The organism is Halarcobacter sp. (genome assembly GCF_963676935.1).
Lineage (GTDB): Bacteria > Campylobacterota > Campylobacteria > Campylobacterales > Arcobacteraceae > Halarcobacter.
The window spans coordinates 2,427,850-2,449,055 of sequence record NZ_OY781470.1; the positions used below are offsets into that span (position 1 = coordinate 2,427,850).

The 21,206-nt window shown below is 30.0% G+C and carries 9 protein-coding genes, 2 tRNA genes and 3 rRNA genes; 4 read left to right on the top strand and 10 right to left on the bottom strand.

Annotated features, from left to right (window positions below; all coding sequences use genetic code 11):
* Nucleotides 1-11 precede the first annotated feature (11 nt).
* On the top strand, nucleotides 12-1,892 hold the full coding sequence (locus tag ACKU4C_RS11935) for a penicillin-binding protein 2 (protein WP_321312279.1): 1,881 nt from the start codon (nucleotides 12-14) through the stop codon (nucleotides 1,890-1,892).
* 10 nt (nucleotides 1,893-1,902) lie between these two features.
* On the top strand, nucleotides 1,903-2,415 hold the full coding sequence (locus tag ACKU4C_RS11940) for a peptidylprolyl isomerase (RefSeq protein WP_321312281.1): 513 nt from the start codon (nucleotides 1,903-1,905) through the stop codon (nucleotides 2,413-2,415).
* Between the two features lie 12 nt (nucleotides 2,416-2,427).
* Here ACKU4C_RS11940 and ACKU4C_RS11945 read toward each other — a convergent pair whose 3' ends face one another.
* From ACKU4C_RS11945 to ACKU4C_RS11985, 9 genes are all read right to left on the bottom strand, one after another.
* Entirely contained in the window at nucleotides 2,428-7,392 is a 4,965-nt protein-coding gene (locus ACKU4C_RS11945; protein ID WP_321312283.1) for a diguanylate cyclase, read from the bottom strand.
* A 186-nt stretch (nucleotides 7,393-7,578) separates the two neighbouring features.
* Nucleotides 7,579-7,694 (bottom strand): 5S ribosomal RNA (gene rrf, locus ACKU4C_RS11950).
* A gap of 129 nt (nucleotides 7,695-7,823) precedes the next feature.
* Nucleotides 7,824-10,703, bottom strand: a 23S ribosomal RNA gene (locus ACKU4C_RS11955).
* A 350-nt stretch (nucleotides 10,704-11,053) separates the two neighbouring features.
* A tRNA-Ala gene (locus tag ACKU4C_RS11960) sits at nucleotides 11,054-11,129 on the bottom strand.
* 22 nt (nucleotides 11,130-11,151) lie between these two features.
* Nucleotides 11,152-11,228 (bottom strand) — tRNA-Ile (locus ACKU4C_RS11965).
* A 104-nt stretch (nucleotides 11,229-11,332) separates the two neighbouring features.
* Nucleotides 11,333-12,850: ribosomal RNA gene (locus ACKU4C_RS11970) — 16S ribosomal RNA — on the bottom strand.
* Together the 16S, 23S and 5S rRNA genes with 2 tRNA genes alongside form the textbook arrangement of a ribosomal RNA operon.
* Nucleotides 12,851-13,221: 371 nt before the next feature.
* A complete protein-coding gene (locus ACKU4C_RS11975) occupies nucleotides 13,222-13,854 on the bottom strand; it encodes a type II secretion system protein (protein WP_321312285.1) in 633 nt (210 codons plus the stop codon).
* Complete coding sequence (locus ACKU4C_RS11980) at nucleotides 13,854-15,050, bottom strand: glycosyltransferase family 39 protein (RefSeq protein WP_321312288.1); 1,197 nt, start codon at nucleotides 15,048-15,050, stop codon at nucleotides 13,854-13,856. The genes ACKU4C_RS11975 and ACKU4C_RS11980 overlap by 1 nt, the downstream gene beginning before the upstream one ends.
* On the bottom strand, nucleotides 15,047-15,616 hold the full coding sequence (locus ACKU4C_RS11985; RefSeq protein WP_321312290.1) for an aminodeoxychorismate/anthranilate synthase component II: 570 nt from the start codon (nucleotides 15,614-15,616) through the stop codon (nucleotides 15,047-15,049). The genes ACKU4C_RS11980 and ACKU4C_RS11985 overlap by 4 nt, the downstream gene beginning before the upstream one ends.
* A 126-nt stretch (nucleotides 15,617-15,742) precedes the next feature.
* On the opposite strand from ACKU4C_RS11985, the gene ACKU4C_RS11990 reads away from it, so the two are divergent.
* A complete protein-coding gene (locus tag ACKU4C_RS11990) occupies nucleotides 15,743-18,022 on the top strand; it encodes an ABC transporter substrate-binding protein (protein ID WP_321312292.1) in 2,280 nt (759 codons plus the stop codon).
* Between the two features lie 11 nt (nucleotides 18,023-18,033).
* Here the strand turns inward: ACKU4C_RS11990 and ACKU4C_RS11995 are convergent, their stop codons facing one another.
* Nucleotides 18,034-19,848 carry a menaquinone biosynthesis decarboxylase gene (locus ACKU4C_RS11995; protein WP_321312294.1) on the bottom strand — a complete coding sequence of 605 codons (1,815 nt, stop codon included), beginning with the start codon at nucleotides 19,846-19,848 and terminating at the stop codon, nucleotides 18,034-18,036.
* Nucleotides 19,849-19,932: 84 nt separating this feature from the next.
* Between ACKU4C_RS11995 and ACKU4C_RS12000 the strand changes: the two genes are divergently transcribed.
* The gene (locus tag ACKU4C_RS12000; RefSeq protein WP_321312296.1) at nucleotides 19,933-21,090 is read left to right on the top strand and encodes a PatB family C-S lyase; all 1,158 of its coding nucleotides are present in this window, start codon (nucleotides 19,933-19,935) and stop codon (nucleotides 21,088-21,090) included.
* Nucleotides 21,091-21,206: the final 116 nt, after the last annotated feature.

A 21,206-nucleotide genomic window follows, 5' to 3' on the forward strand; every position in this document is an offset into this window, starting at 1 on the left:
TATGGATAAATATGTCTTCAAACTTTAAGGAAAAAGATAACAAAATCAAGAAAATTATGTTTTTGTTTTTCTTTATACTTTTTTTATTAATTATTTTATTAATCTCTATATTTGACACTATGAAAGATTACCGAAGGTTACCCTCATTAGAGACGTCAAAAAAAGAATTAGCAGTGCGTGGAGATATTGTAAGTTCTGATAACTTTAAAATATCAACTTCAAAAAAAATATATAAAGCATCAATTGATACTAGACACCTTGATGAAAATAAAAAAGAACTTTTTATAAGATTATTTTCTATTTATAGTAATATTCCTTACAAAAAAATAGAAAAAAAATTAGAAGATGCACTAAAAAACAGCCCTGGGAATCTTGTCCTTTCATATAATATTGATTCAAAGACAGCAAAAAATTTAAAAGAATTAGGATTTAAATTAAGACGACTTAATGTATTTAAATCAAGAAAAGTACCTGGTGGAAAAATTTTAAGAGGATTAAGTATTAGTGAAAGTGGGGAAAAAAGAGTTTATTCTTATGATACTACTTTAACTCCTGTTGTTGGATATATTAGAAAGTATGAAACCAAAAATGATAAAACAAGAGTAAAAGGGATTAAAGGATTAGAAAAAAAATATGATAAACTCCTAAATAATAGCAAAGATGGAATATTAAGTGGTAATAGAGATGTTTTATCTTATATATCATTTAATAGAAATTCTACAATTAAACAAAGAATTGATGGAGCTAATATAGTTCTAAATATCCCTTTAAAACTTCAAAAAAACAATGAAATGATTCTTGATATATATAAAAAGAAACTAGAAGCAAAAGAGATTATTGTTTCTGTAATGGAGAGTAAAACAGGTAAAATCTTATCTTTAGCATCCTCAAATAGATTTAATCCAGAAAAAATATATCAAAAAGATATCCCATCATTAAATGTGAATGCAATTGAATATCAATTTGAACCTGGTTCTGTAATAAAACCTATTGCAATCGCACTAGTTTTAGATAAAAAAAGAATCAAAAAAAATGAACTTTTATTTGCTTATAATACAAAAGGCAAAGCAAATAAAAAAGGTGAGTTTCCTAGAGGAAGGTATAAATTAGGAAGATTCACAATAAAAGATGACCACCGATTTACAAAACACTATCTTACTCTAGATGACATACTTATTTTTTCATCAAATATAGGAACCCTACAATTTGCTCAAAGACTAAGTGGTCCAGAGTTTTTTGAAGGGATGAAAAGATTTGGTTTTACCAGAGAAACAGGAATAGACCTTCCTTATGAAAAAAAGGGAGACATGCCTAAAGTTTGGCAATTTGCAGCAAATGACAAAAAAAATGAAGATAATGTTTATAAGGCAACAGTATCGTATGGACAAGGTATGACTGCAACTTTTATGCAAGTTTTAAAAGCATATTCAACATTTAATAATAATGGTATTGCTGTAACTCCAAGAATAGTTTCATACTTTGAAATCGATGGAAACAAATATAAAGAAGATAAAATAAAAGATGAAAGAATAATTACAGAAAAAACTGCAAAAGAGATAAAAAGATTACTTATAAAAACAGTTGATAAAGGAACTGGTAGAGAGGCTCAAATACCTGGTCTTGAGATTGGTGGCAAAACTGGTACAGCACAAATAGCAAGAGGTGGGAAATATTTAAAAGAGTATATTTCATCTTTTTTTGGTTTTGTAAATGATGGAGAAAACTCATACACTATTGGTGTTACAGTTATTGATCCAGTCTCAACAGGTAAACATTGGTATTACCATTATGCTTCATGGTCTGCTGTACCTGTATTTAAAGAGATTATTAATAATCTAGTTAGATTAAACTATCTAACACCAAAAAACGATATAATTTCAAATAAAAAGTAAAAGGATAAAAATGTTTGGTTTTGGAAAAAAAGAATTAAAACAATATGAATATTCAAAAGAAGAATTATCAAAATTTAAATATGCAAAAGTTTCTACAACAAAAGGTGTAATTTGGTTAAAACTATTTAATGAAGAAACACCTAATACTGTTGCAAATTTTGCTACATTAGCAAATGATAAATTTTATGATGGACTTAACTTCCACAGAGTTATAGCTGGATTTATGGCACAAGGTGGTTGTCCAGATGGAACAGGAGCTGGTGGTCCAGAATGGGCTATTGCTTGTGAAACAAATGCAGATAAACAAGTACACAATAGAGGTAGTTTATCGATGGCTCATGCAGGACCAGACACAGGTGGAAGCCAATTCTTTATTTGTTTTGTTGATTGTCCTCATTTAGATGGTCATCATACTGTATTTGGTGGAATTGAACAAGATGATGAAAATAGTTTTGAAGTACTTGATAGTATCAGACAAGGTGATATTATAGAATCAATTGAAATAAAAGAGCAAAGAGATTAATTCTCTTTTCTCTTACCTTACTTGATTTCTACCATTTCCCTTTGCTTCATAAAGTTTATTATCAGCAAATCTAACTACATTTTTAGGAGTTAAAAACTCTATTTCATCTGAACTGGCAACTCCCATACTTAAAGTTATAAAAGATGAGATTTTCGATTTTTCATGAGGTTCTTTCTCTTTTTCAAGTGACTTTTTAATATTATTAGCCAAAATATATGCTTCTTCTTTTTTTGTATTTGGCATTATAATTGCAAATTCTTCTCCACCATATCTTGCTATTAAATCAATATTTCTTTTTATATTTCTTTCTAAAGTTTTAGCAACTAATTTTAAACATTCATCACCTTGTAGATGGCCATAAAAATCATTATAATCTTTAAAATAATCTATATCACACATAATAAGAGAAAACGATTCTTTGTTTCTTGATACTCTAGAACACTCTTTTTCTAAAACCTGATCAAAAACTCTTCTATTTTTCAATTTTGTTAAGGAATCTGTAGTAGCTAATAGATCCAACTCTTTAATAGCATTTTGAAGTTTTTCTTCTACTAATTTTCTTTTTTGATTCTCTTTCGTTAAATTTCTATTTAACTCTGAAATTTGATTATTTTGTTTTTGTAATAAAGTATTTTGTTCTAATAAAATTTCATTTTTTTCATCTATATCTTTTGTTCTTTTTTGTACCTTTTGTTCTAAACTTTTATATATTTTTGCATTCTCAACGGAAATAGTTATTTGAGAACTTAGGTGTTTTAAAAAATCAATTTTTTCATCTGTAAATATTCCTGGTAAAAGATTATTTTCTAAATAAATAATGCCTTTTAAACTATTTTGTAAAACTAAAGGTATTGAAATAATAGATTTTAAAACTTCTCTTTTTCCTTTTTTATGTCCAAAGAAAAGTGGATCTTTTTCATAATCATTTATTACAATAGATTCTTTTGTCCTAATCACATATTTAACAATATCTTGGACAATATTATCAAACTCTTTGTAATTTTTATTTATAAGTACGTTTATTGAATTTTTATCACTATTAAAAGCAGCTGCTTCAACTTTATAAACAAAATCCTCTTCTAGTATAATAAATGCATTTTGGGCACCTGAGTTTTCTAATAATATTTTCATCAAACTTTTCAAAAGATTTGATAACTTCTGTTCTTTGAAAATTATCTCTGTTGATTTAATTAAAGTGCTTATATCTAAAGATTTATATTCAAATTCATTTTTTTCTTCACATTTCCATTCATCAAAAGCTTTAGTATATTCATCTTTATATAAATTTGCTAATTTTTCTTGTTCTAAGAATATAAATAACGTATATAACTCTTTTGTTGATATTGATTGTACATTAAGTTGAGAATATACTTTTGAAACTTCTATTGCCTTTAAAAAATATTTTTGAGATAAAATATAATTTTTATCTAGTTTTGCAACTATTGCGCTTAATATATTTTTTTTTGATATAAAATTTTCAGGACAATTTTTCGCAAATTTTTCAAATATTTTTAAATTATTTTTTATTTTTTTAATCAATAGAAATTTTCTTCTTAAATCTGCTTTATAAACAGATTTTTCTAAAATCAGTGATTCGTAAAAGAAGTGCTCTACATAATGTAATGTACCCTTTGAATCACTTAAATATTTTTTACTAGTATTTAAATACTCTAAAGCTAAATCATAGTTTTCATAAAAATATAAACTTATCATTTTATTAATATAATACATATGCGCAAAGTGCTTTGAATTAAATTTTGATAGTTTTTCTACATATTGTTTTTCATTAAAAGTATCATCATCAAAAGTAGTAACATTTAAAGTCTCACCTTTTAAATTCTTTAATGCTTGTCTAATACCTAATATAGTATCTAATTGTTCACTTTCACCTCTTTTAGACAACTCTTTTACGAATATTGTAATTTGATTATCTATCTTATCAAATTTCTCACCTCTCATATACATACTCTGAATTATTCCAGCAGCTGCACATGCACTATGAAATAAATCACCATTCAAAATTCCATTATTATAAGATTCAAACCAATTTTGTTCAGTATATATACTTGATTCTATCCAAGATAAACCAAAATATCCAGTTACAAATTTAACTTCAGGTTCTAAAACTGAATTTTTATATTTCTTTATCATATTTAAAGATAATTGAGCATAGTCATAACCTATTTTATGATTTCCTAAGATTGCTCCTTGAAATATAACACCAAAAACCATAAAACCAATAACTGCATCTTTTGTATCTCCATATCTTAAACATATTTTTACAAGTTTCATTGATATAAGAGCACATAATTCTGGTTTAATTTGATATGCCGCTTTTAAAACAGAAGATAGAAGTTTTATACTAATAATAATTTTTTCATCAGTAGATTCTTTTAGATTTAGTAAAGTATGAATATTTTTATTTTTTAGTCTTATTTTTAACTCAATAAAATCTTTTATAAAAATAATGGGATTAAATCCATTTGGAATAAAAATATTAAATAAGGATAAAGCTTCTTTACCTGTAAGATATGCATCATTAAAGTCTGAGAAATCGCTATATAATTTAATTAATTGCTCATAAATATATGCTTTTTTTATATCATCTTTACAATATACTAATGCCATTTTATAAGATTTAATTGCTTTTGTTTTATTATATGCTAAGTGTTTGCAAATAGCGTAGTCTTTTAAATATTCACAATACTCTTCATCTTTTTTAATTTCAATATAAAAATCAAATAAATTATCTATATATTCATTTGACAATTGAAAATCTCCATTATCTCTTGCAACTAATGATGCTTTGTAATTAAGTTTTGCTAACTCTATAATATTAGATTCTTTATCAAAATATTTTTTTGCTTTATTATAATGGTTTACACATAATAAAAGATATTCATCATTTTTATTATTAAATCTTTTAAAATAATAATCTCCAATTAATTTATGAAAATTTGTCATTCTCTGTTCAGTTAATAATGAATAAAATACCTGCTGTATCTTGTCATGAGAAAATTGATATATTTTATAGTCTAATAACCCTGTTTCTAATATCCATTCATGATTAATACAATACTCTAAACAGCTGTCAAAAATTTGATCTAAATTATATATCTCTTTTAATATCTCATGGGAAAAAGTATTTCCTATACATGATGCAATTTGTAATAATCGTATTTGATCATTATTTAAAGAATTAATTCTTTTTTCTAAAAATTCTACAATATCACTTTTTACGTTCAATTTTTTTAATATATCATAATTATAATTCCAGATAAATTCAGATTCATCATAAAAAAGTATTTTTTTATCTAAAATATCTTTTAAAAATTGTATTATGAAAAATGCATTACCTTCTGTCTTATTAAAAACTACACTAGCTAATTTTTCACTATCTTTTAAAGTTATATTAGAATTAATTAAAAGTTCAATATCTTTTTGTGTAAGTAGATTTAATTTATATTCAAAAACATCTAAATCTTTGCAATAGGAAAAGAATGAGATTTTTCTTAATAAAATAGATTCTTTATCTACTTCATTATCTCTATAGCTTATTATTACTTTTGTAAAAGATACTCTTTGTAAAAAAATACTTAACCATTCTAAAGTTATATTATCTGCCCATTGCATATCATCTAAAAATATAATAAGAGGTTCTTTTTTTGAAGAAAACAATTGCAAGAACTTAGTTAGTGTGTTATTAAATCTTATTTTTGAATCAACTAAATCTAATTCAGAAATAGCATTCACTTCACCAATAAGTGTTTTTAGTTCAGGAATAAAATTATATAGTACTTGAATATCATTACCTAAACTTACTAAAAATTTGGTTTTCCAAAATGACAATTCACTCTCATCTTTTACTAAAATCTCTTTACAAAATTTTCTAAAGCTATTAATTAAAACCTTATGAGGAATATATTGTTTATAATTATCAAATTTCACATCAATAAAATTAAAGTCTTCTTTATATTTATTAATTATTTTTTTAACAAATGTTGTTTTACCTACTCCAGACTTGCCGGCAACTATATGTAATTGATTATTGTCATTTGTAGTTAAAAAGTTTTTCATAAAAAGGGAAAATTCTTTATCCCTTCCAAAAAATAAATTTTCGTTTTTTATTAAGAAATTTTTTTTAAAAGTATCTATTTCAAAATCAATATCATTTTTGTTTGATAATTCTCTTTTAATTTTTTCTATATCTAAATATAATGATAATATATTATCATACCTATCTTCCGGATTTTTATTAATCATTTTAGAGATGACTTTAGATAATATATTAGGTATCTCTTTTTTTAATTCATTAATACTAGGTAGTTCTCTAGCTACAATATCATAAGTGTTTAAATTATCTATTTCATATGGTTTATTACCTGATAATAATTCATAAAAAATTATTCCTAAAGAATATATATCTACCTTTTCATTTAAATTTTGATTAATTCTTGAAGTTTGTTCAGGGGCAGTATAATACGAATTATTTAATTCAATTTTTTTCTTTATTTTATTTAAATGAAAACTATTTTCAAAATTAACTATTTTCAAATCGTTTAAGTCTTTACTTACTAAAATTGAATCTAGATTAAGAGAATTATGTACTATGCTATTTTTATGAAGATAATTCAGTGTATCAAGTATTTTTAATACAATAGATAAAAATTTCTCTAGTTTATTCTTATTTAAATCATTAAAAAAATGTTTTAAACTAAAGCCATCAAAATATTCATAATATATATAAAATCTATTACCAATTTTATTTGATTTTATTGGCTTCAATAAATTTTCATGGGACAAATCTTTTAATATATTGTATTCATTTTCTAATAAAACTTCAGCTTCATAATTTGAATCTAAATCTTTTGTAGTTTTAACTATGTATTTAGATTCTTCATCAAGAGAAGATGCACTATAAATATTAAAGTTTTTATATGAAAAATCCAAGTATTCTAATTTTATATCTCTAAACAATATTAACCTAATTTAATTTATAAATTTGTTTAATATAATATTTAAATCTACGTTATAAATAAGTAAAATAAAATAATTAGTATATAAAAATAAAAAGCAAAGGGGTAAAAAAAAGAGCAAAAAAAAAGCTCTTAGCTTAAACATCAAATAGAGATGAATAAACTAAAAGCTTAAAAAACACTCAAGAGCTGGCAGCGGCCTACGTTTCCACAAGTGAAACCTGCAGTATTATCAGCGCAGAGGTGCTTGACTTCCGGGTTCGGAATGGAGCCGGGTATTTCCACCTCGCTATAACCACCAGCAATATGAGTATCAAACAAACTTTAAAAGTTTGCTCTGTACTCACATTTATGAGTTATAAAAATTATAATGTTAAGTCTTTGACACAATACTGAGTTAAACTCAATAAGATAGTAAACCAAGAAATAGTTTAAAAAAAGCCAAACGATCTATTAGTACTAGTCAGCTAAACGTCTTTCAACGCTTACACATCTAGCCTATCAACCAGCTAGTCTTGCTGGGATCTTCAGGGAAAGTTCATCTTAGAGTTGGCTTCGAGCTTAGATGCTTTCAGCTCTTATCACATCCGTACGTAGCTACCCAACGATGCCCTTGGCAGAACAATTGGTACACTAGTGGTACGTTCATCCCGGTCCTCTCGTACTAGGGACAAATCTCTTCAACTTTCCTACGCCCACGGAAGATAGGGACCGAACTGTCTCACGACGTTCTGAACCCAGCTCGCGTACCGCTTTAAATGGCGAACAGCCATACCCTTGGGACCTGCTCCAGCCCCAGGATGCGATGAGCCGACATCGAGGTGCCAAACCTCCCCGTCGATGTGAGCTCTTGGGGGAGATCAGCCTGTTATCCCCGGCGTACCTTTTATCCTTTGAGCGATGGCCCTTCCACACAGAACCACCGGATCACTATGACCGACTTTCGTCTCTGTTCGACTTGTATGTCTCACAGTCAAGCTAGTTTTTGCCATTATACTCAACTGGCGATTTCCATCCGCCATGAACTAACCTTTGTAAGCCTCCGTTACTTTTTAGGAGGCGACCGCCCCAGTCAAACTACCCACCAGACATTGTCCTGAAGAAGGATAACTTCTCGCAGTTAGTAACTCAAATATTCAAGGGTGGTATCTCAAGGTTGGCTCCACTTGTACTAGCGTCCAAGTTTCAAAGCCTCCCACCTATCCTGCACATGAATATCCAAGCTACAGTGTCAAGCTGTAGTAAAGGTGCACGGGGTCTTTCCGTCTTTCCGCGGGTAGGAGGAATTTTCACCTCCACTACAATTTCACTGGATCCCTGGTTGAGACAGCTCCCATCTCGTTACGCCATTCATGCAGGTCGGTATTTAACCGACAAGGAATTTCGCTACCTTAGGACCGTTATAGTTACGGCCGCCGTTTACTCGGGCTTCAATCAAATGCTTCGCTTGCGCTAACATCATCAGTTAACCTTCGAGCACCGGGCAGGCGTCACACCTTATACATCCACTTACGTGTTAGCAAAGTGCTGTGTTTTTGGTAAACAGTCGGGAGGGACTCTTTGTTGCAACCTTTCCAGCTTTCGAGAGCAAGTCTCTATACCGGAGTAGGCACACCTTATACCGAAGATACGGTGCTAGTTTGCAGAGTTCCTTAACCAGGGTTCTTCCACGCGCCTTAGAATACTCATCCCACCCACCTGTGTCGGTTTACGGTACGGGCAACAAATAATATACTTAGTGGCTTTTCTTGGCACGACAGTATCATCGATTCTCTATCTCCTCCGAAGAGTGTCAAGAGCCTGTAAGATCTCGGTCTAACGATACCCGGATTTGCCTAAGTATCAACCTACGTCCTTCGACCCACTATTCCATCAGTGAGCTCGATTAACTCTATGCGTCCCCACATCGCGCTTATTTGTTGGTATTGGAATATTAACCAATTTGCCATCGTCTACCCCTTTCGGACTCGACTTAGGACCCGACTAACCCTACGATGACGAGCATCGCGTAGGAAACCTTGGGTTTTCGGCGTTAAGGATTCTCACCTTAATTCTCGCTACTCATGCCTGCATGCTCACTTCTATCCGCTCCAACGCTCCTTACCGGTACATCTTCTACGCTGAATAGAACGCTCTCCTACCACTTGATAAATCAAGTCTAAAGCTTCGGTGTACATCTTAGCCCCGTTATATTTTCCGCGCAGAATCACTAGACCAGTGAGCTGTTACGCTTTCTTTAAAGGGTGGCTGCTTCTAAGCCAACCTCCTGGTTGTCACAGTAACTCCACATCGTTTTCCACTTAGATGTAACTTAGGGACCTTAGCTGTTAGTCTGGGTTGTTCCCCTCTCGACATAGGATTTTATCACCCTACGCCTGACTCCTATGATTACGCATATAGTATTCGAAGTTTGATAGGGTTTGGTACCGCGGTAAGCAGCCCTAGCCCATTCAGTGCTCTACCCCTATATGTTACTACATAAGGCTATACCTAAATATATTTCGGAGAGAACCAGCTATCACGAAGTTTGATTGGCCTTTCACCCCTATCCACAAGTCATCCGAAGACTTTTCAACGCCTACCGGTTCGGTCCTCCACTAGCTCTTACACCAGCTTCAACCTGCTCATGGATAGATCACTTCGTTTCGGGTCTGCAGCATCTGACTAATTCGCCCTATTAAGACTCGCTTTCGCTACGGCTTCACACTTGGCTTAACCTTGCCAGATACCACAACTCGCAGGCTCATTATGCAAAAGGCAGTCCGTCACCCTGATAAATCATAGGGCTCCGAATGATTGTAAGCTAATGGTTTCAGGTTCTATTTCACTCCCCTCACTGGGGTACTTTTCACCTTTCCCTCACGGTACTTGTTCACTATCGATCTGTAAGTAGTATTTAGGGTTGGAAGGTGGTCCTCCCATATTCAGACAAAATATCACGTGTTCCGTCCTACTCGTTCTTAAGCCTAGTACCACATTAAAAATTTCGGTTACAGGAGTTTCACCTTCTATGCTCAAACTTTCCAGTTTGTTCACCTATTTAAAATGCTATCACTTAATGCCCTAATCCCATTTCGCTCGCCGCTACTTTGGGAATCTCAATTGATTTCTTTTCCTCTGGTTACTGAGATGTTTCACTTCACCAGGTTCGCCTCCTCGAAAGGATAACATGCATAACATGCTGGGTTGTCCCATTCGGAAATCACTGGATCAAAGCCTCTTGACGGCTCCCCAATGCTTATCGCAGTCTAGTACGTCCTTCATCGCCTCTTACAGTCTAGGCATCCACCATTAGCCCTTTATAGCTTATTTTATTTGAGAATAAAGTAATTTCTTACTTTAACCTTTTTGAATAATTATTCCTTGGCTACTATCTTATTGAATCTAAAACTCAATAAAACAGTTGTGTCTATCTATACTTTTTATATTAATAATCTTAATTATTAACATAATCATTTTTAGATATGAAATTTTTTTGTTTTTTTTAATAATCTTCATACGAAAGATCATTAAACGAAAAAATTAAAGACTTTAACATTATGTTTTTAAATATCATTGTTATTTGCATAACAGTTTAGGATAAATCCTAATATAAATTCTATTCTCTTTAGAATTTATATTAAAATTTAGCTAACTCTTTTAACTTGATTTGCTTAAATAGATGGTGGAGATAAGCGGGATCGAACCGCTGACCTCCTGCGTGCAAGGCAGGCGCTCTCCCAGCTGAGCTATATCCCCACATACTAATCAGATTATTATATGGTGGGCCTACCAGGACTTGAACCTGGGACCTCACGATTATCAGTCGAGCGCTCTAGCCAGCTGAGCTATAGGCCCATTCTTCACCTATTCTTTGAAATAATCTTTATAAACCGAACATGATAACTGCAATCTCTTTGATTGCTTTGGAAGTTAGAAACGAATCTAACTTCTCTTCTCTGAAAGGAGGTGATCCAACCGCAGGTTCTCCTACGGTTACCTTGTTACGACTTCACCCCAGTCGCTGAATCCACTGTGGAGGGTAGCTACTTTAGCATCCCCGCTTCGAATGAGTTCAACTCCCATGGTGTGACGGGCGGTGAGTACAAGACCCGGGAACGTATTCACCGTAGCATTGCTGATCTACGATTACTAGCGATTCCAACTTCAAGTAGTCGAGTTGCAGACTACTATCCGAACTGGGAGGCATTTTTGAGATTTGCTCCACCTCGCGGTATCGCTGCTCTTTGTATGCCCCATTGTAGCACGTGTGTAGCCCTGGACGTAAGGGCCATGATGACTTGACGTCGTCCACACCTTCCTCCTGGTTGCCCAGGCAGTCTCGTTAGAGTTCTCAGCCGAACTGTTAGCAACTAACGACGTGGGTTGCGCTCGTTGCGGGACTTAACCCAACATCTCACGACACGAGCTGACGACAGCCGTGCAGCACCTGTCCTACAGTTTCTGCAAGCAGACACTAATCTATCTCTAAATCATTCTGTAAATGTCAAGTCCAGGTAAGGTTCTTCGCGTATCGTCGAATTAAACCACATGCTCCACCGCTTGTGCGGGTCCCCGTCTATTCCTTTGAGTTTTAATCTTGCGACCGTACTCCCCAGGCGGTACACTTAATGTGTTAACTGCATTACTGCAATGTCTAGCATCGCAACAACTAGTGTACATCGTTTAGGGCGTGGACTACCAGGGTATCTAATCCTGTTTGCTCCCCACGCTTTCGCGTCTCAGCGTCAATAATGTTCCAGTAGATCGCCTTCGCAATCGGTATTCCTTCTGATCTCTACGGATTTTACCCCTACACCAGAAATTCCATCTACCTCTCCCATATTCTAGATAGACAGTTTCAAAAGCAGTTCAATAGTTGAGCTATTGGATTTCACTTCTGACTTATCTATCCGCCTACACGCTCTTTACGCCCAGTGATTCCGAGTAACGCTTGCACCCTCCGTATTACCGCGGCTGCTGGCACGGAGTTAGCCGGTGCTTATTCATATAGTACCGTCATTATCTTCCTATATAAAAGGAGTTTACGCTCCGAAAAGTGTCATCCTCCACGCGGCGTTGCTGCATCAGAGTTTCCTCCATTGTGCAATATTCCCCACTGCTGCCTCCCGTAGGAGTCTGGACCGTGTCTCAGTTCCAGTGTGACTGATCATCCTCTCAAACCAGTTAGGCGTCATTGACTTGGTGAGCCATTACCTCACCAACTATCTGATACCATACAGTCCCATCCTCTAGCACTAAAGCGTTTCCCTTGCATTCTTATGAATTAAAGGCATATAGGGCATTAGCAGACGTTTCCATCTGTTATTCCTTTCTAGAGGGCAGGTTAACTATACATTACTCACCCGTGCGCCACTTAGCTGACAACTTAAGCAAGCTTAAGTCCGTTCTCGTTCGACTTGCATGTGTTAGGCACGCCGCCAGCGTTCACTCTGAGCCAGGATCAAACTCTCCATAATATTATGAATGTTTAATTCTCTGACTTATGTTTTATTACTTTTGTAACAAAACTAAATCTCATTTGTAAAGCTTAGCTTTATGTTTCTTAAATAGACAAGGATATAATTTACTTATATTCTTGTTGTTATATTTTTGTGTTATCATATTCGGTTTATAAAAATTACTTCTTCTTACAAACCTTCGTTGTTAAAGATCATCCATCTCTTCAAAACTTTGTGTCGTTCCTCTGAAATTGGACGGGAATTATAATAGATTTTTTAACGCTTGTCAAGGGTTTTTTCTTATTCCTGGCTTAAATTTTGAAAGTTTTTGCTCTTTTTATCTTCTCTTTTTTTCTTTGTTATTTTTTTTTACTCTTTTAGCCCACATTTTAAGGTCTTTTACCTTTATATACATATCCACTCTTCCCTTCTATTATTATTTCTCTCTTCTCTTTACTCTTTGTTATTATCTCTATTTTACATCTTTCTTCTATCTCATATCTATTTGCTTCATTTTCTTTACTACTTAATCTTGAATATACTCTCCCTTCTCCTCCATATGATATCTGCCCTATTGTTGAAGTACTATTGCATGATAGTTTTATATTTTCTACATCAAACTCTTTTGTTACCAAAACATATTTACTTGTGTTTTTACTAATTTCACAATTATTTGAAGAATATATTCTTTTTTTCGTTAATGGATCTTTTAGTGATTCATCCAAATTGGGATGACCTGTCATATTGTTATCACTATATATAACATAGTAGATTCCGCCTACACTCTCTTTACAGTTAAAAAATTTTAAAGTCCATCTTTTTTTATACCAAAGCTCTTGATTTTTTTCTTTTTTATTATCTATAAGAGCTTGATATCTTGTTTGCTTTAGATACAAAACTATTCTATTTGTTAGTTCATCTAATTTATTGTCATGTTTATTTAAAGATATAGAATAATATATAATAGAGATTATGAAGATTATGAGTATTAATTCAAGTAACGAATAACTCTTCTTTTTCATCAGTTTTTTATGATATAAGCATTGGCTACAGTTTTACCTAAATAATTAATAGGTATTTCATTATCAAAATAGTATTGTTTTCTAGTTGATACAAAATATTTTCGCCCCTCTTTAATTCCGTAAAATTTTAATCTTAAAATCAACTCTTTTTCATCACTTTCAATTTCGTCAATATTGTTTTCTTTTAATTTTAATGCTAATTCTTTTGCAATATTATATTTATAAGCAAAATGTTTTTTAGGATTATCTAATATCAAATATAAAGGTTTATTGAAAATTGTTATTGTTGCATTAAGGACAAGTACCAATAAAGTAAGAATTGTAATATAAATATGTTTTGTTCTAAACTGTGGAAGTCTTACTCTAAAACTATGTACAAAGTTTTTTACCATATAAGGCAGAAAAATAACAACAAAAGGAGCATAATCCTCAATATATATTCTTTGTCTAAAAGAAAATAATAAAGAAAAAGCTAATGAAGTTGCAGATATGTACCATACAATATGTCTATCACCTTTAACACCTTCTCTATATATTGTATAGAAAAAATAGATAAACAATAAAGGGGAAAATATTGAAGCATATATACCAAAAGTATCAACAAGAAATCCTCTTGGCTTTCCACCTGTATCAAAACCATATAAAGCCATAGAAACTGCAAAAAGTATTAAAGAGACAAATAAAAGTTTTTTATCATCCTCTTTTAATGAGAAAAAAAATAAAGCTAGAAAAAATATTGCAAAAGAGTTATCTATAAAAAGGAAGAGTAAAAGCAATATATATGAATGTTTTTGAGTAGTCTTTAAATAATATAGATAAACAATAGTTAAAAAAGTAACAATAATTGCACTATTAACTAATAATGCTGCACTAAGCAAACCAGGTAATAACATAAATATTAGAATAGAGATTAATCTATCTATATTTTTTTTAAAAAGATTCTCTGTTAATTTATACATCAAAATTACACTAAAAAAATATGTAATTATAAAAGGTGTCCTTAATGCATAATCGTTTTCACCAAAAATATAAATTGAACCATTAGTTATTATAGATAGTAAAGAGTTATTTACATAGACATTTAAAGCCTCTTTATAAGAGATACTTAAACCATCTACTGTAAAAAAAAGAACTGATAATACTACAAAAAGTGCTAAATAAAATATGTATTTGTAAATATTATCTGTTAAACTCATAATTTTAGAAAGTTATTTAATATTGTAAATCCATGTTCACTCATTATTGATTCTGGGTGAAATTGAACACCATATATATCTTTACCTTCAATTTCTAAAGACATTATTTCATTATCATCCATACTGTATGAAGTTGGAATAATACATTTTGGTAGATTATTTTTATTTACTGTTAATGAGTGATATCTTGTTTGTGTAAATTCATTTGGTAATCCATCAAAAATTTTAGTATCTTTAACTTTTTTCATCTTTGAAGTTTTACCATGCATCATATTTTCTGCACGAATAACCTCTCCGCCAAAAACCTGGGCTATACTTTGATGACCTAAACAAATTCCTAGAATTGGCTTTTTATCTGCAAAATATTCTATTGCTTCTAAACAAACACCTGCTTCATTTGGTGTAGCTGGTCCTGGAGATATAATAATTTTTTCAGGATTTAATTTTTCTATCTCTTGTACTGACATTTCATCATTTCTAATAACTTTTAAATCTGCTCCTAATTCTAGACAATATTGAACAATATTGTAAGTAAAAGAGTCATAATTATCTATCATTAAAATCATATATATATTTCCTCAATAATATTTAAAGAATTGATTATATCAGGTTTTATATTTAAATTATATTTTGATTTTATAATTAACCCTATTTAAACATAAAATTAATAAAAAATAATATATAATTTAATCATGAATTTAATTAAAATAATAATCTCTCTTACCCTATTCTCATCAATACTTAGTGCACAAAAATTAGAAAAAGTATCTATTCAATTAGATTGGTTACATCAATTTCAATTTGCTGGGTTCTATATTGCAAAAGAAAAAGGTTATTACAAGAACCAAGGTTTTGATGTTTCAATAAAAGAATATAATTCTGATATAAATGTAGTTGAAGATGTTTTAAAGAAAAAAAGTGATTATGGTGTTGGAAAGTCTTCTTTGATAATTGATAGATTAGAAAATAAAAAAGTAGTATTGCTTAATGCTATTTATCAAACTTCTCCTATGGTGTTGATTACTAAAAAAGATTTAAATATTACAAAACCTAGTGAGCTAAAAAATAAAAAAGTTATGTTAACTTCAGATGCAAGGTCAGCAGCTAGCATAAACTCAATGATAATGTCTCAAGGTTTAAAGTTAGAAGATATAAACTTTCAAAAACACTCTTTTAATCTAGATGATTTAATCAATGGCAAAACTGACGCTATGGGTTGTTATCTTTCTAATGAACCTTATTTATTAGAGAAAAAAGGTATTAAGTATAATGTTTTAAACCCTAGTGATTATGGCTTTGATTTTTATGGTGGTATATTTTTTACATCAGAAGATGAATTAATGAATCATTCAAAAAGAGTCAGAAAAATATATAGAGCTACAATGAGAGGTTGGGAATATGCCTTTAATAATATTGAAGAAACAGCAAAAATAATTTATGAGAAATATAACACTCAAAATAAAAGTTTAGAATCATTAATCTATGAAGGTCAAGTTTTAAAAAAATTATCCAAAATTGAAGATGGATTATTAGGTAAACTTGATAAAAATAAAATTAAAGAGATGCAACGATTATATATACTTTTAGGTTTTGGAGACAAAAATATTAAAATACCAAAAGTTGAAGATTTTGTCTACGATAGTTTAAATATTTTATATTCTTTAAATCAGAAAAAATATATAAAACAAACAAAAATTAAACTTTTAAGTGATAACAATTTTCCACCTTTTACAATGATGGTAGATAATAAGGTACAAGGTATAGAGATAGATTATTGGAAACTTATTGCAAAAAGACTAAACTTGAAAAATAGTGAAATAGAGATTGTAAATAATTCAAAAAAATCATTAGAAAAAATCAAAAAAAATCCTAATCTAGTTAAATATGCTTTTAGTAAAAGAGACAAAACTGAAATAACTGCGTTAACTGACTCAATAGCAGAAATAAAAATAGGTCTCGCTTCATTTATGGATACACCTTATATTTCAGATATAAATGAATTAAATGGTAAAAAAATAGCAATTATTAAATACACTTCTTACTATAAAATGATTAAAAAGAACTATCCAAAAATTAATTTTGTAGAAGTAAAAAATGCAGAAGAGGGAATATTACTTTTAAAAGAAAAAAAAGTTTATGCTATAGTAAATAAAATTCCCGCTTTAAACTATACAATTTCAAATAAAGGATTAAACGACATAAAGATTATAGGTTCTTTTGATGAGAAGTACGATTTGAAACTTGTAGTTAATGCGGAAAATAAGATGTTAATAAATCTTTTAAATAAAGCTATTGCAACCATTTCAGAAAAAGATAGAGAGTCAATTTCCTCAAAGTATTATTCTATTGTTTATCAAAAAAATCAAGACTATAAGGAACTTTATAAGATATTAATACCTTTAATAATACTTTTGCTATTTATCTTTAGAAGTAATAGAGTAATGAATAAAGAGATAAAAAGAAGAGAAGAGGTTGAATTACAATTAAATAAAGTCGCAAATATAGACTCTTTAACAAATATTTACAATAGAAGAAAAATGACATCAATTTTTGACAACGAAATTAATAGATCAAAAAGGTATAAAAGAGAATTGTCAATTATATTTTTTGATATAGATAACTTTAAATTGATAAATGATGATCTAAGTCATAGTCACGGGGACAAAGTTTTAAAGAGTATATCAACTTTAATAAAAAACTCTATTAGAAAAACAGATTTTTTTGGTAGATGGGGTGGAGAAGAGTTTATAATCATATTACCAGAAACAGATAAAGAAAAAGCAGGAGTTATTGCAAATTTACTCAAAGAGAAGATTTCTAAATTTGATTTTGATATTAATAGATCTGTGACTTGTAGTTTCGGTATAACAAGTTTTAATGAAACTGACAATAAAGACTCTGTACTAACAAGGGTTGACCATGCCATGTATTATGTAAAGAAACATGGTAAAAATGATATAAAAGTGGTTTAACCACTTTTATATTAAAGCTGATATTTTTTTATAAACTCATCACTTATATCTAAAATTCCTCTTTCTCTTAATGAATCAATTACATCCTTGCTACAATCAACATCATCTGGCCATCTTCTATTAAAATTATCATGTGAGTTTTTATTTGTACCATCAACACAAATTATATTTGAATCTATATAAATATCTCTGTTAGAATCAATATTATTAACTACTCTCCATATTAACATATATGGATTATTTACATCATTTTGATTAGCTGCATCAACAATAACTAATATTTTTATATTTGAATATAAAGGTTTCAAATCTTCAAAGAGATGTTTTTGATTTCTTTGTTTATCTACGGTTATAATCGTTACAGGATTTTTTGTATTTGTAAAATATTGTTTCAAATCTTTAACTTCATCTGTAATACTATTTATTTTAGTTAAAAGTTCTTTATCAGATAATATAGTTATCCCTAACTCTTTTATCTCTTCACCTGTACAATCTAAACCTAATTTTCCACCTACAGCAAATTTAGGACTTGAATGATCAAGTGCATCAACTACACCTTTTGAAATAAGAATATCATCTATATCAATTCTATTTAAGATATATTCTGTAATAGCTTCATGATCAGTTAATGCAGGTGCATCCTCCCCTACAAATACAGCATGTTTAACAAAACTCATCTGCCCTACTCCCCAAAATGCATGCATCATCTGACTTGCATGACCAGGGTATAAAGTTTTAATTTTTGCTAATATTAGATTATGAAACACCCCATTTTCAGGCATATAATAATCAATTAAATCAGGTGCTGTAGTTTTTAATAAAGGTAAAAATATTCTTTCAGTTGCATGTCCCATATATTTATCTTCTAAAGGTGGTTTTCCAACAACTGTAGCTAAATATGTAGGTTCTTTTTTTGAAGTTATAGCACTAACTTCTAAAAATGGATACTCTTCTTCTAAAGTATAATATCCTGTATGATCTCCAAAAGGACCTTCAATTTTCATTTTTGAAGTATCAACAAATCCCTCAATTATAAAATCATTATCTTTAGGTACCCAAATATCGTTTGTAATTGATTTAACAAGTTGTGCATTTTTATTTTTTACAAAACCATAAAGCATTAGTTCAAATACACCAATTGGAAGAGGTGCTTGTCCACACCAAATATACATCGGATCTCCACCAATACCAATTGATACTGGCATTTTTTTGCCAGCTTTTTTGTATTCATGAAAAAAATGGTTTGAATCTTTATGGATTTGCCAATGCATTCCAAGAGTATGATCATCATACACTTGAAGCCTATACATACCTAAATTTTTCATTTCACCATTTAAAGAAGTTGTATAAACTTGTCCCATAGTAATAAAAGGACCACCATCTTGTTCCCATGTTGTTAATACTGGTAAATCAGATAGTTTTGCATCTTCTACCAACTTGATTACTTGCTGACACTCACCTTTTCCTTTATTTTTCTTAGGAATAGTGTTTTTTAATGCAAACAGTTTTCCAAACGTTGATAGTTTTTCAGAAAAAGTTGTTGGTGGCTTCATTTTAAGTAAAGATTCAATCTCAGAACCAATTTTATCTCCATCTCCAATAAAAAGTTTTACGGCTTTTTCATTACAAAATACATTCATAAGAACAGGCATATCAAATTTTTTATTGTTTTTTTTATCTACAACATTAGTAAATAAAATTGCTTTTGAATCCTCTTTTTTTACTTCAACATATGCAACATGAGGTATCTCTAAATAGATATCCAGTTCTTCATCAATAACTTTTAACAAGTCATTCTTTTTTAAAATTTCTATAGCTTCTTTCATTATATCCTCAAAATAACCTAATAATTAGAATAATTCTTATATCATTTTATCAATAAAAAATTGTTTATAATAGGGATATTTTGTATGATTTATAATTTTGATGAACTAATTGATAGAAAAAACACCTCTTGTGTTAAATATGATGCACTAAAAAAATATTTTGGATATGAAGATTTACAACCACTTTGGGTAGCAGATATGGATTTCAAAACTCCTGATGTAATTATTAATGCGATGAAGGAAAAAGCAGAAGCTGGATTGTTTGGATATCCAATTGCAACAGAAAAAACATATAACTTAGTTAAAAGTTGGATGAAAAAAAGACATAACTGGGATATTGATACATCTTGGATAAATTTTGTTAACGGAGTAGTACCAGCTTATAGTGCTACTGTTGAAGCTTTTAGTGAAGAAGGTGATGAAATTATTGTCCAAACGCCAGTCTATTTTCCACTTTTTAAACACATAAAATCAAATAATAGAAAACTTGTAAAAAATCCTTTAATAGAAGAAAATGGTTATTATCGTATGGATTTAGAAGATTTAAAATCTAAAATAAGTTCTAAAACAAAAATTTTTGTATTATGTTCTCCACACAATCCTGTTGGCAGAGTATGGGATAAAGAAGAGTTAGAAGAGTTAGCAAAAATATGTATTGAAAATAATATATTAATGATTAGTGATGAGATCCATGCTGACATTGTGTTTAAAAAATTTATACCACTAGCATCAATATCAGAAGAGATAGCGAATAATACACTTACGTTAAATTCTCCAGGTAAAACTTTCAACACAGCTGGGCTAAATTGCGCATATGCAATATGCAAAAATGAGAATCTGATGAATAGATTTAAAAATGTAGTAGAAAAAAGAGGTATAAGTTCAGTTAATGTTTTTGGATTTGTAGCTTTAGAAGCTGCATACGAGTATAGCGAAGACTGGTTAGAAGAATTATTAGTTTATCTTAAAAATAATATTTTATTTACTAAAAATTATTTAGAAAAAAATAATTCAAAAATAGATTTAATTGAACCTGAATCAACTTATTTACTTTGGTTAAGCTTTAAAAATACTATTAGTGACTATAACAAAGTGAAACAAAAGCTACTTGAAGAATCAAAAGTTGCATTAAATGAAGGAAGCAGCTTTGGACTCGAAGGAAAGGGCTATTTTAGACTCAATTGTGCATTGCCTAAAGAGAGCTTAGAAAAAGCACTGTGTAAAATAGTTACAAAATTTTAAGTAATTTTTTTCCTAGTATTACCATTCTTCTCACTAAATAATTAAGTGTAACTAATTTTTGCCATATGACCAAATAGTTACTTAAAATATTGTACAATTTCCTAAACAATATAAAT